Annotated in this window: 11 protein-coding genes; all 11 read right to left on the bottom strand. The window is 50.7% G+C overall.

Annotation, left to right across the window (positions count from 1 at the left end):
• Nucleotides 1-126 precede the first annotated feature (126 nt).
• Entirely contained in the window at nucleotides 127-396 is a 270-nt protein-coding gene (rpsO, locus tag PXY01_RS06530; RefSeq protein WP_127568490.1) for a 30S ribosomal protein S15, read from the bottom strand.
• 185 nt (nucleotides 397-581) lie between these two features.
• Nucleotides 582-1,568: a bifunctional riboflavin kinase/FAD synthetase gene (locus tag PXY01_RS06525; RefSeq protein WP_127568488.1), complete on the bottom strand. Its 987-nt coding sequence runs from the start codon at nucleotides 1,566-1,568 to the stop codon at nucleotides 582-584.
• 83 nt (nucleotides 1,569-1,651) lie between these two features.
• Nucleotides 1,652-2,560, bottom strand: coding sequence for a tRNA pseudouridine(55) synthase TruB (gene truB, locus PXY01_RS06520; protein ID WP_127568486.1), 909 nt, complete (start codon nucleotides 2,558-2,560; stop codon nucleotides 1,652-1,654).
• On the bottom strand, nucleotides 2,560-3,561 hold the full coding sequence (locus tag PXY01_RS06515) for a DHH family phosphoesterase (protein WP_246027816.1): 1,002 nt from the start codon (nucleotides 3,559-3,561) through the stop codon (nucleotides 2,560-2,562). Before PXY01_RS06515 ends, truB begins: the two co-directional genes overlap by 1 nt.
• A complete protein-coding gene (gene rbfA / locus PXY01_RS06510; protein ID WP_127568484.1) occupies nucleotides 3,558-3,914 on the bottom strand; it encodes a 30S ribosome-binding factor RbfA in 357 nt (118 codons plus the stop codon). Before rbfA ends, PXY01_RS06515 begins: the two co-directional genes overlap by 4 nt.
• Before the next feature lie 7 nt (nucleotides 3,915-3,921).
• Nucleotides 3,922-6,642 (bottom strand): translation initiation factor IF-2, encoded by a 2,721-nt coding sequence (gene infB / locus PXY01_RS06505; protein ID WP_444980858.1) that lies wholly within the window; start codon nucleotides 6,640-6,642, stop codon nucleotides 3,922-3,924.
• Nucleotides 6,643-6,709: 67 nt separating this feature from the next.
• Entirely contained in the window at nucleotides 6,710-7,033 is a 324-nt protein-coding gene (locus tag PXY01_RS06500; protein WP_174721810.1) for a L7Ae/L30e/S12e/Gadd45 family ribosomal protein, read from the bottom strand.
• Complete coding sequence (gene rnpM, locus PXY01_RS06495) at nucleotides 7,026-7,337, bottom strand: RNase P modulator RnpM (protein ID WP_127568478.1); 312 nt, start codon at nucleotides 7,335-7,337, stop codon at nucleotides 7,026-7,028. Before rnpM ends, PXY01_RS06500 begins: the two co-directional genes overlap by 8 nt.
• 43 nt (nucleotides 7,338-7,380) lie before the next feature.
• Nucleotides 7,381-8,481, bottom strand: coding sequence for a transcription termination factor NusA (nusA, locus tag PXY01_RS06490; RefSeq protein WP_127568476.1), 1,101 nt, complete (start codon nucleotides 8,479-8,481; stop codon nucleotides 7,381-7,383).
• Between the two features lie 37 nt (nucleotides 8,482-8,518).
• Nucleotides 8,519-8,980 (bottom strand): ribosome maturation factor RimP, encoded by a 462-nt coding sequence (gene rimP, locus PXY01_RS06485; protein WP_127568474.1) that lies wholly within the window; start codon nucleotides 8,978-8,980, stop codon nucleotides 8,519-8,521.
• Nucleotides 8,981-9,152: 172 nt separating this feature from the next.
• The gene (locus tag PXY01_RS06480; protein WP_127568472.1) at nucleotides 9,153-13,469 is read right to left on the bottom strand and encodes a PolC-type DNA polymerase III; all 4,317 of its coding nucleotides are present in this window, start codon (nucleotides 13,467-13,469) and stop codon (nucleotides 9,153-9,155) included.
• Nucleotides 13,470-13,568 lie beyond the last annotated feature (99 nt).

Here is a 13,568-nt window from a genome sequence, read left to right as displayed (position 1 = left end):
TGTCAAATTGTTTGAATTTAACTACATTAACAATTCATTCTGCAATATATGACATTACAAAAAGCAACCCGCCGCTCTCCGTCCGTATGCCGGACGGATAAAAGGCTAGGTTGCTTTTCCCCAAGCTTATCGGCGAAGGCCGAGTTTTTCGATCAATGCGCTGTAACGATTAACGTCGTTATTTTTCAAGTATGCCAGCAGCTTACGACGCTGACCGACCATCTTGAGCAAACCGCGGCGGGAGTGGTGGTCCTTCTTGTGTGTCCGCAGGTGGCTTGTCAAATTAACGATGTTCTCCGTAAGGATAGCGACTTGAACCTCTGGTGAGCCCGTATCGCTCGCATGCTTCTTATGCGCTTCGATGATTTCATTCTTACGCTCTTGCGTGATTGCCATCCTATGTTCACCTCCTAATCAAATAATCGCCGTCAGCCTCGTCGCCGCCGGTGAGAGCGAACAACCAAGCTGAGGTTCCTGAAGCTGCAAAGACATCATTCCATATCAGCAGCAACGTCAATCAGTATAACATAAATACACAGCCTGTGTAAACCGCACGACAACTCGAACGAAATACATCGGCGTTATTGAACAGGTCGAGCCGGCGCTGCCGCTTCAGCTTCAAGCGAAGCCAGCAGCTCTGCCGCTTCATCGCGATCCCGGCTAATCTGTTCGATTAGCTCGTTAATGCCGTTAAACTTCCGTTCCGACCGCAGGAATGCGATGAAGCGAAGACGAATTGTTCTCCCATATAGATCTCCAGCAAAGCCAATCAAATGCGCTTCGAGCACCGGCGCAGTTTCTCCGTCCTTGAATGTCGGCTTAATGCCGTAATTTAACACAGAAGGATACCAATGTCCATCGAGCTGTACTTGCACAGCATATACGCCAAGCCTTGGCGTGACGTACGGCTCTTCCAGACCGACATTAGCCGTTGGAAATCCAATCGTTCGACCTCGGGCATGACCGTGTACAACCGTACCTTTAACCTCATATGAACGGCCAAGCAGCTGGCTTGCTAGCTTCATATCACCCTCGGCAATCGCTTCACGAACATACGTACTGCTAACCTTCTCGTCCTGATAGAGCAGAGGCTCAACAACATCCGTCGTCATCCCCTCTTCCACACCTAGCTTGCGAAGCGATTCCGCATTACCCGCTCCACGATGGCCGAATCGAAAGTCGAAACCGATGACGACATGCCGCACATGAAGCGCAGCGAGGATATCCTTAACGAATCGTTCCGGCGATACATCGGCGAAGCAGTGATCAAACCGGATGACGAAGGCATAATCAACGCCTAACGCAGCGAATTGTGCCAGCTTGTCGTCAAGCGGCGTTAAGCAATTCACATATTGCTCACCTTGACCAAGAACAGCCTTCGGATGGGGATGAAAAGTCATAACAGCCGATTTCCGCTGCTGTGCTTTAGCCGCATCCACTGCGCGGCGGATTACATTCTGATGCCCGATATGAACACCGTCGAAATGACCGATCGCAATCGACAGCTCCTCGCCTATCTCCGCAATCGGCGATGCCGTCAGCGGATAGCTGATGGATATCCGTTTCATAACACTAACACCCGCAATCTATTCAATAATACCGTCTTCAATTGGCCTGCGGTGCACGGCGTTATAGCTGCACATACCACATATTAATTAAAAACTTTGACCGGCGACAGAAGTCGCTGCTCATCGTTCCATTCGAATATGCCGAGAAAACGTCTATTACTATCATACAACCGAACAGGCTGATGCGGCAGCAAAGACTTTGCTCCGGACAATCTCTCGGCCGAAATTTTTCGACCTTGGAGCGCCATCTCTGCCGCTCTGCCAGTCGCTATCGCTTCCGGCATATGCAAGAGCGCTCGGTCTACAGACATGATGCGGGATTGCAAATGACCATCCTGCTGCAGCTGAGCGATCTGCTCAATTGTCAAACAATCCTCCCGGGTAAATCCACCCGATACGGTACGAGTTAGCTCCGCCATCGCAGCAGGGACGCCTAGCTTCTTGCCGATATCCACACACAAGGTTCGTATATAGGTCCCTTTGGAGCACTGAACCTCGAAGCGGAGCGTCGGACGGTGGTCATCCTGCTCGAAGTCAAGCAGCCCAATCTCATAAATAGTCACCTTGCGAGCTTTGCGCTCTACCGTCACCCCTTCACGGGCAAGCTCGTACAGCCGCTTACCGTCAATCTTAACGGCTGAGAACATAGGTGGAACTTGTTCGATCTCCCCAACGAACGAGGCTAGAACGGCTGCAACCTGTTCCTTCGTAACGGTGACTGAATCGGCCTCTTCTATGACATTACCCGTCATATCCTCCGTATCGGTCGCTATACCAAGCTGAAGCACCGCCTCATATGCCTTTGGCCGCTCCTGCAAATATTCGACGACCCGAGTCGCTCGGCCAATACAGAGCGGCAACACGCCAGTCACTTGCGGATCTAAAGTACCGGCATGGCCGATTCTACGTTCCCTCGTGATCCCCCGGACCTTGGCCACGACGTCGTGACTCGTCCAGCCGGCTGGCTTCCATACCGCTATAATGCCTTCCATTATCCGTTCAACGCCTTTCTTACCGCTTCCACGACTTGCTCCATCGATTGCTGTAGCGGTCCATCCAAGCGGCAGCCTGCTGCACGTACATGCCCGCCGCCTCCGAACGATTGGGCAATAGCAGCCACATCCGCCATGCCGGCAGAACGAAGACTGACTTTCACTTGTCCGTTCATTAACTCCTTAAACAGGATGCCGACCTCAACGCCGTCAACATTGCGCGCATAGTTGACCAATCCTTCTAAATCTTCAGGAGCCGCGCCCGTTGCAGACAAATCGTTCGCTTCAATAAACAACCAGCCGATCTTCGCATCGTCTGAGAATGCAAGTCTGCTTAATCCTAGCTGCAGCAGCTTGAGCTGAGGCATCGTCATGCGCTCCAATAGATGGTCCGCAATCCAATGCCCATTCACGCCAAGCTTCAGAAGCTCTGAAGCAATCTCCATTACACGCGGAGTTGTATTAGAGTAACGGAAGCCGCCCGTATCTGTCAGAAGTCCTGTATAGATAGCGGTTGCCGCAGGCTCGTCGATTGTCAAGCCTGCCTGGACAATCAGCTCGTACAAAATTTCAACCGTTGCTGCTGCGCTCGAGTGAACAACATTTACCGCGCCGTACAGATCATTCGTCGGATGATGATCAATATTTAGCAGCTCGTAGCCTTCTGCAAAGCAAGCCTCCACATCGCCGATGCGCCGGAAATCGGCGCAATCGACGGCGATAACCCGCTTAAAGGTGCGGTTTGGCTTAACAGCAGTGTAATTAATAATCGTATCGGATAAATGAAGATAATGAAGCCGTGAAGGAGATACTCCTTCATTAATAAGGGTATATTTCTTACCGAGCTTCTCAAGCAGCCAACCGATAACAACGGTAGAGCTTATCGCATCACCGTCCGGTTGCACATGGGAGACGACTAAATAGTCGTCTCCCTCGTTAATAAAACGTATGGCCTGCTCAAGCAATTCCTCATACGGCGTGAACATCGTGTTACCGATCATAGCTGGCGCTCTCCTCGATTAATTTGCTCCAGCAAAGCCTCGATGCGACTACCGTACTCGATACTTGAATCGAACTTGAAGATGAGCTCCGGCGTGTGACGAAGCCGCATTCTTTTACCGAGCTCGGAACGGATGAAGCCGGTGCCTCTAGCGATTGCCTTAAGCGTCTCTTCCTTCTGCTCCTCGCTGCCGAGAACGCTCAAAAATACTTTCGCCTGTGACAAATCGTTCGACACCTCAACGCCGGTGACCGTAATAAATCCGATGCGAGGTTCTTTCAACTCGGTTTGGATGATTTGGCTTAGCTCTTTCTTGATTTGCTCGCTGACCCGTCCCACTCGGACTTTAGCCATTACGCGATCACCTCTCTACCTTTTCCATCACGAAGGCTTCGACGATGTCTCCTTCTTGAATGTCGTTGAACTTATCAAGTGTAATACCGCACTCGTAACCTTGAGCGACTTCCTTAGCATCATCCTTAAACCGTTTAAGCGAGTCGATCTTGCCTGTATATACGACTACGCCGCCACGGAGAAGACGCGCTTCGGCATTGCGCTGAATTTTGCCATCCGTTACCATACATCCGGCAATCGTACCGACCTTCGTCACTTTGAACAGGTTGCGCACCTCTGCATGACCGATAACCGATTCTTTGAATACCGGGTCGAGCATCCCCTTCATAGCGTGCTCAATTTCATCGATGACATTGTAGATGATGTTATGCAGACGGACGTCAACCTTCTCTTGCTCCGCGGCAACGCTTGCCTGCGGCTCAGGACGAACATTGAAGCCGATAACAATAGCATTCGAAGCGGAAGCTAGGTTGATGTCAGACTCTGTAATCGCACCTGCGCCGCTATGAATGATTTTCACCCGGACGCCTTCGATATCGATCTTGCCAAGTGCTCCCTTCAGCGCTTCGACGGAGCCTTGAACGTCGCCTTTAATGATGACATTAAGATCCTTGATCTCGCCATCCTTAATATGTTTATACAAATCGTCAAGCGTTACACGGGTATTCGTCGTAAGCTCCGATTGACGGACCTTCGTTGCACGCGTTTCTGCGATTTGACGAGCTTTACGCTCATCCTCGAATGCGAGGAACGGATCACCGGCAAGCGGAACTTCCGTAAGACCGGTAATTTCCACCGGCGTAGAAGGACCTGCTTCCTTCAGACGGCGGCCCTTGTCATTCACCATCGCGCGAACACGGCCGAAGCTCGTGCCTGCGATAAACGCATCGCCAACCTTCAACGTACCGTGCTGAACGAGTACACGCGCAACCGGTCCTTTGCCTTTGTCCAGCTCAGCTTCGAGAACAGTACCACGAGCCCGCTTGTTCGGGTTCGCTTTGTAGTCGTTCACTTCTGCGACGAGAAGTATCATCTCTAACAAGCCTTCAAGATTGATACGTTGCTTCGCCGATACGTTAACGAAGATCGTATCGCCGCCCCACTCCTCCGGTACGAGACCGTACTCAGTGAGCTCTTGCTTAATTTTGTCCGGATTGGCTTCCGGTTTATCAATTTTGTTCACAGCTACGATGATCGGAACGCCAGCTGCCTTCGCGTGGTTGACAGCTTCTACCGTTTGCGGCATGACGCCGTCATCAGCTGCAACGACGATAATCGTAATGTCCGTTACTTGAGCGCCGCGTGCACGCATAAGCGTAAAGGCTTCGTGACCTGGCGTATCAAGGAACGTAATTTTCTTATTGTTAATTTCAACTTGATAAGCACCGATATGCTGCGTAATGCCGCCCGCTTCACCGCCCGTTACATTCGTATGGCGGATCGCATCGAGGAGCGTCGTCTTACCGTGGTCGACGTGCCCCATAATCGTCACGACCGGCGGACGTGTCTCAAGATCTGCCTCGTCGTCAATCTCTTCAAACGTCTCAAATTGGTCCTCTTCGACACGGATTTTAATTTCGACCTCTTCGACTTTGAACTCTTCTGCGATCAATTGAATCGTATCGATGTCAACCTCTTGGTTAATCGTTGCCATTACGCCCATGAAAATGAGCTTCTTAATGACTTCCGAAGCATCTTTATGCAGAAGCTTCGCCAATTCGCCAACCGTCATTGAACCGCGAACAATAATTTTCTTCGGCGTATTATCAATTTTCTCACGTTGAACCGGTTGGGATGCACCACGATTGTTCTTGCCGCCTTTGCCGCCTTTGCCATTGTTAGGTCTGAAATTCGCGGCGTGCTTGCCGTCATCAAATCGTCTGTTGCTGTTGTTATTGTTATTATTCGGCTTTGATTTTCTTGAAGCCCAGTTCGTGGAACCGGAACCTTGAGCTGCACGAGAATCTGCTGCTCTGCCTGCTCCAGCTGATGCTCCACCGCCGAACGATGGACGTCCGCTCTGGCCGCCACCTTGACCGCCACGATATCCGCCGCCTTGGCCGCCTTGGCCTGCTGGTCTACCCTGACCGCCCTGGCCGCCGCCTTGGCCGCCGCGGTATCCGCCGCCTTGACCACCTTGACCTGCTGGTCTACCTTGACCGCCTTGGCCGCCTTGACCACGGTATCCGCCGCCTTGACCGCCCTGACCGCGATATCCGCCGCCTTGACCGCCTTGTCCTGCTGGTCTACCCTGACCGCCGCCTTGGCCGCGATATCCGCCACCTTGACCGCCTTGGCCGCGGTTTCCACCGCCGCCTTGACCTGCTGGTCTGCCTTGACCGCCTTGATTAGTTGGACGCGAAGCTTGTTGCTCGCTGCGATGTTCCTGCTTTTCGCCTTGTTGTTGGTTGGAATTGTTCATTGTCGTTTTAATAGAATTCATAGTCCCCTGTCTGTCCTGTAAATGATTTTTATTTGAATCGGATGACTGCCGTTCTGCCGGTTTCTCGGATGCAGCGGCCGGCTTACGGTTATCCTGCGGACGCTGTGTTGCCGCCGACGAAACGGACGCCGTCGATTCAGATGCTCTTTTGACTGCTGCATTTTGCTTAATGTCTTGAAAAAATCGCTCGACCTTGGAGACCATTTCGTTCTCCATAACGCTCATATGATTGTTGACTGGTAAATTAAGCCGCTTCAAGATCGTGATGATTTCTTTACTGCTCATGTTGAGCGATTTGGCATATTCGTATACGCGAAGCTTATCTTTATTGTTATCTTTGCTGTCCGGTTGTTTAGTCAATATTGTCCACCTCCGAATATGAGCTTAACTGAGATGCAATCATTCGGGCGAATCCCGCGTCGACTACTGCAATCAACACGCGAGCCTCCTTGCCGATCGCCTTGCCCAGTTCCACTCGATCGAACGCTTCGGCAAGCTTGACGTTATAAAAGCCGCACTTATCGCGATACTTTTTCTTCGTGTTGTCCGAAGCATCCCCCGCAACGATGACTAGATGTGCTTTGCCTTGCCTTATCGACTTCAATACCGTTTCGTCGCCGGTAACGAGCTTACCTGCCCTCATGGCCATGCCTAAATGTGACAACGCCTTATTCATCATTCTCTGCACGCTCTTTACCAGCGATAAACTCATCTTCTACAGCGATAAAATCCTGCTCCAGTTGGTCGTAGATTGCCGGTTCTACTTGCGCTTTCAACGCTCGATCGAACGCCCTCGTCTTCTTAGAAAGCCGGAAGCAATTGACTTGTCCGCACAAGTAGGCGCCTCTGCCTGCCTTCTTACCCGTTAAATCGATCAATATGCTGCCTTCAGGCGTCCGTACGACCCGAATTAACTCTTTCTTCGGCTTCATCTCTTGACAAGCAATGCATTTGCGCAGCGGCACTTTTCTCGGTCTCATCGTGCAACCCCCCTCTCTGAAGCAGAATTGTCACTACAAGCGATTAATCGATGGATACAGAATCCTGATGCATCGTATCGCCTTCGGGCGATTTCGGACGGCCAAATTCTTGCTCCGCCTGCGTCTCGCTCTTAATGTCAATCTTCCAACCCGTCAGCTTGGCTGCAAGACGTGCATTCTGTCCTTTAATTCCAATCGCAAGCGACAGCTGATAATCCGGAACGATAACACGAGCCATCTTCTCTTGCTCGAACACGATAACCTCCAGCACTTTGGACGGGCTGAGCGCATTCGCGACGTATTCTTCGATATTTTCCGACCAGCGGACGATATCAATCTTCTCGCCCTTCAGCTCGCTGACGATCGTCTGGACGCGCATACCTTTCGGACCGACGCAAGAGCCGACCGGATCGACCTCGCTGTTACGGGAATAAACCGCAATCTTAGAGCGGAAGCCTGCTTCACGGGCAACGGAGCGAATCTCGACGACACCGTCATATATTTCCGGAACTTCGAGCTCGAACAGCCGCTTCAGCAAGCCTGGATGCGTCCGGGACATAATGATTTGTGGTCCCTTAGTCGTGTTCTCAACTTTCGTAATATACGATTTAACACGATCACCATGCTTGAATTTATCCGTTGGCATCAGTTCAGTCAGCGGCAGCACCGCTTCGACTTTACCGAGATCGACGAACAGATTACGGGTATCCTGACGTTGTACGATACCATTCACGATATCTTCTTCTTTATCAATGAACGCGTTATAGATGAGTCCACGCTCCGCCTCGCGAATCCGCTGCGTAACGACCTGCTTCGCCGTCTGCGCCGCAATGCGTCCGAAATCGCGCGGCGTAACCTCGATATCCGCGATATCGTCTAACTGATAATGTGGGTTAATTTCGCGCGCAGCCTCAAGCGAAATCTCCAAACGCGGATCGAGCACCTCGTCGACAACCGTTTTACGCGCATACACTTTGATTACGCCCGTAAAACGATTCACGTCGACGCGCACGTTCTGCGCCGTGTTGAAATTGCGCTTATAGCTGGAAATGAGTGCAGCTTCAATCGCATCGATCAGGATATCTTTACTAATCCCTTTCTCGCGCTCAATTTCCCCTAAAGCTTCAATAAACTCCATGCTCATTGGAATGAGCTCCCCCTTTCATACGATAACATACGTGCTAGAATACGATCGCGAGCCTAGCCGAGGCAAGCTTAGCATATGGGATTTCGAAATTTTGCTGACCTTCACGAATCGATACCGTTTCACCGTCGAACGACTGCAGCAGTCCTTCAAATTCCTTTCTCCCGTGAATCGGCTCGTATGTGGTTACGTAGACATGCTTACCAACAGCCTTGTGCACATCCCCTGGCTTCTTCAGCGGACGCTCCGCACCAGGTGAAGACACCTCTAGAAAATAAGCATCCGAAATCGGATCCTTCTCATCCAGCCGTTCGCTTAAATATTCGCTAACACGTCCACATTCGTCGATGTCAATGCCGCCTTCTTTGTCAACGAATACGCGCAAGAACCAGTTACTGCCTTCTTTCACATATTCCACGTCGACAAGCTCGAATCCATTCTCGTCGATGAAGGGCTTTACCATTTCTTCAACGATGTCTTTGATTTTAGAATTGCTCAAATGTTATGGACCTCCCGAATGTTACAATGGAAAAATGGCGGGACAAAACGTAAAGAGTGGGTTTCCCCACTCTTCGTTAGTCAGCCTATCCACATCTTTACCAGAAAAATTATAACATAACCATATGTCAGGTGACAACCGCCATTATATGAGATGTGCCACAGTAATTCGACTAAAACAGCGATAGCTGGTTCGATTCAGGCAGTCCTCGGAAGCACCCCATGCTGCTCAATACTTCGATAATTGTCTTCGTTGCCTTCGATTTCATCTGGAAGTCTTCGATGGACAGGAACTCACCGTCCTTACGAGCGGCTGCAATGTTCTTCGCTGCATTCTCCCCAATACCTGCGATTGCCGAGAACGGAGGAATGAGAGACGTTCCGTCAACGATAAATTTAGTCGCATCCGACCGATACAGATCGATCGGCTTGAACGTAAATCCACGGGCTGTCATCTCTAGCGACATCTCCAACTGCGATACGCTGTTCTTCTCCTTAGGCGTCGCATTGAAGCCCTTCTCTTCAATTTCAATGAGCCTGCGCAGTATAGCATCGTAGCCCTGGCAAAGCAGATCCAGATCAAAGTCTTCAGCGCGAACAGTAAAATAAGTCGCATAGAACTCGATTGGATAATAGAGCTTGAAGAAAGCAGTACGTACGGCGGAAATGACATATGCGGCAGCATGTGCTTTCGGGAACATGTACTCAATCTTCAAGCAGGAATCGATATACCATTGCGGCACCTTGCACCGCTTCATCTCCTCGATCCATTCCGGTGTCAAGCCTCTGCCCTTCCGAACGCTTTCCGTAATTTTGAACGCGAGCGCCGCATCCATGCCAGCTTTATAAATAAGATACAGCATGATCTCGTCACGACAGCCAATAACGGTCTTGATCGTACATGTATTGTTCTTAATAAGCTCCTGCGCATTGCCAAGCCATACACCGGTTCCGTGTGACAGTCCCGATATTTGAAGCAAGTCAGCGAACGTGGAGGGCTTCGTCTCCTCCAGCATCTGGCGGACGAACTTCGTTCCCATTTCCGGTACACCATAGGTCGCAACAGCAGATCGGATCTGCTCCGGCTGCACGCCGAGCGCCTCAGTCGAGCTGAACATGCTCATCACCTTCGGATCATTCATCGGGATCGTCGTCGGATCAACTCCGGTTAAATCCTGCAGCATCCTCATCATCGTCGGATCATCGTGTCCAAGAATATCGAGCTTAAGCAGATTGTCTTCAAAGGCGTGATAGTCAAAATGGGTCGTTTTCCACTCGGCGGTGACATCATCAGCTGGATACTGCACCGGCGTTACGTCTTCCACCTCGATATAATCGGGGACGACTACGATACCGCCGGGATGCTGTCCTGTACTGCGTTTTACTCCCGTACAGCCAGAAGCAAGCCGACTCAGCTCAGCGCCGCGCCATTTCTTGCCTTGCTCTTCCTCATATTTTTTGGCAAAGCCATATGCCGTCTTCTCCGCAACCGTACCGATCGTACCGGCACGAAATACGCATTTCTCGCCGAACATAACCTTCGTATAGTTGTGCGCTACCGGCTGGTAATCACCGGAGAAGTTCAAGTCAATATCTGGAACCTTATCGCCCTTGAAGCCGAGGAACGTTTCGAATGGAATGTCCTGTCCCTCACCCTTCATATTCGCACCGCATTTCGGGCATGCTTTGTTAGGCAGGTCGAATCCGCTGCGAACACTCCCATCAAGAAACCATTCGCTATGCTTGCATTCCGGCGCCGTACACAAATAATGCGGCGGCAGCGGATTAACCTCTGATATACCGAGAAACGTTGCTACGATGGACGAGCCGACCGATCCACGAGAGCCGACGAGATAGCCGTCTTCATTCGATTTCTTCACGAGTCGGGCAGATATGAGATAGTTGGCAGAGAAACCGTAGTTAATAATAGGGTTTAGCTCCTTCTCTAGCCGAGCGACAATAACTTCCGGCAGCTCTTCTCCATATATCGACTTCGCCGTATTGTAACATGTTGAACGAATTTCTTCCTCCGCGCCTTCAATAATTGGCGTAAACAGCTTGCTCGGGAACATATCGTACTTCTCGAACCGGTCAGCAAGCTCATTCGTTTTGCGGACAACTACCTCATACGCCTTCTCTTCCCCAAGGAAAGCGAACTCGCGAAGCATCTCGTCCGTTGTGCGGAAATGGGCGTCTGGCTTACGCATTCCTTTAAGCGGGCTAAAGCCGGTAATACCGTGAATGGTAATGTCGCGGAACACCTTATCCCGAGGATTCAAATAGTGAACGTTACCCGTTGCAATAACCGGCTTGTTCAGCTTTTCGCCGATTCTAACGACTCGACGGAGAGCGTCTTCGATCTCCGCGCGGCTTCCGACAAGACCTTTCTCGACCAAGTGCATATAGAAATCGACCGGCTGAATTTCGAGCACGTCATAAAACTGAGCGACATCCTCTGCCTCTTCCTCCGTCTTGTTCAGTACCGTCTCGAAAAACTCACCCTTCTCGCATCCTGAGATAATAAGCAATCCTTCCCGCAGCTCCGTCAGCTTGCTCTTCGGCATACATGCTACTTTCTTGAAATAATCGGTATGCGACAACGAGATCAGCTTGAACAGATTTTTTTTGCCTGCAGCATTAAGAGCATACACGCCGCAGTGGAATGGACGGCTGTTAGATAAATCAAGACCGACATAATCATTCAATTGATGAAGCCCGGTAATATTCCGTTCATTACAATCTTTGATCAGACCGAACAGCACCCCGCCAAGCGCGATCGAGTCGTCGATTGCCCGGTGATGGTTCTCCAAGCTTATTTTATATTTGTCTGCGAGCGTATTCAGACGGTGGTTTTTCATCGTTGGATGAAGAAAACGGGCAAGCTCGAGCGTATCCAGCACCGGATTGGTGACCTCCGGTATTCCGATCGCCTTGCAATTCGCTTGAATAAATCCGATATCGAACCTAGCGTTATGGGCAACAAGGATGGCATCTCCGATAAATTCAACAAATTCACGCAGCTTCGGCTCAAGCTCTGGAGCATCCTGCACCATCTCGTCCGTAATATTCGTCAGCTGCTGAATATGATAAGGAATCTTCTCATGAGGATTAATGAACGTCGAGAATCGGCCAATCTCTTGTCCTTTGCGCATTTTGACCCCGGCCAGCTCGATAATTTTACAATTAATAATCGATAGACCTGTCGTCTCGATATCGAATACAACGTATTCGGCTTCACTCAGCAGCTCTTCCCGTGGATGGATAACCATCGGAACGGCGTCGTTCACAACGTTAGCCTCGACTCCGAACAACACTTTAATATCGTGTTTTTTCGCTGCTTTGGCTGCTTCCGGAAAGCAGTGAACATTGCTGTGATCCGTAACGGCAATCGCCTTATGCCCCCACTTGGCCGCCGTCTTCACGTAGTCGCTAATCGATGTGACCGCATCCATCGTACTCATCGACGTATGCAGGTGAAACTCAACCCGCTTCTCAGGTGCTTCATCCTTGCGTTCCGCAGGCGGTTTCACTTCATGCAGATCGTTAGGCATCATGACGAGCTCAGGCTCCATCATGAACCGGTCATACTCGACGCGGCCGCGAGCTTTAATCCATTTGCCGTTCGCGAGCTTGCTAAGTATCTTAACATCTTCCTTCGTCTTGGCGAACATCTTCATCGCGATCGAATCAGAGAAATCCGTCACGTTAAATGTGAACAGTGTACTGCCGTTGCGTAGCTCCTTCGATTCGAGTCCGAATATAGTGCCCTGCACCGCTATTTTTTTCTCTTCCTCGCGGATGTTCATAATTGGGACAGCTTCTTCGCGGATATCATAACCGATAGCAAGCGGAAGCTCGCCCTCGTCTGCTGCATCGTCAAACGATTCTGGCACCGAGCTTTCCATAATTTGTTGAATCGCTTCGCGTTCCTCCTGCTCCACCTTCTTGGCGAACTGCTCGTACGCTTCTTGACGGCTTTCTTGCCCTTTGCTCGTACTGAGTCGTACGCGAACCGTTCTGGCGAACCGTTCGTCATAAAAACGGGCAACCGCCTCATCGATCCCCTTCTTCTTCGCCAGCTCAAGACCCGTTGAGTCCATCATCTTAATGGTCAGCCGATCATCTGCTGATTCAATTAACGCACGCGATAGCCAGCCATTAACCGATACCATCTCCCGCTGCGCGTATTCAACGAATAACGGCCAATACTGCTCGGCTATTTCCGCTGTCGGGATATGCTCGTCGTAATGCATCACTACAGCAATGGCGGCGATATGAGCAAGTCTATCCGCAATCGTTCGGCAAAACAGTGAAAACGGCGTACTCGGAACGATTGTCGATTTATGGATATGAAGCGTCCAGTGCCTATTGCTTTCGCTGACCACTACACGCTCGATATGTCCGTCTTGAAAATACGATTGAACAAGCTCGTCAGGCACCTGCGCCTGACGCATTAGAAGCTCAAATCGCTGACGCTTATTGGTGTCCATAGTGCGCTCCTTTCCTATATATATCGCTCCCTCCCAAACCCTCCCTCTTCCAGAGGGAGGGCCCCAGATGGCTTCGCCCTCTGGACTCCCAAAGGACGC

The organism is Paenibacillus xylaniclasticus, from assembly GCF_004001065.1.
Taxonomy (GTDB): Bacteria; Bacillota; Bacilli; order Paenibacillales; family Paenibacillaceae; genus Paenibacillus_T; species Paenibacillus_T xylaniclasticus.
Note: the sequence above shows the minus strand (reverse complement) of the source record. Positions and strands in the feature narration are given on the sequence as shown.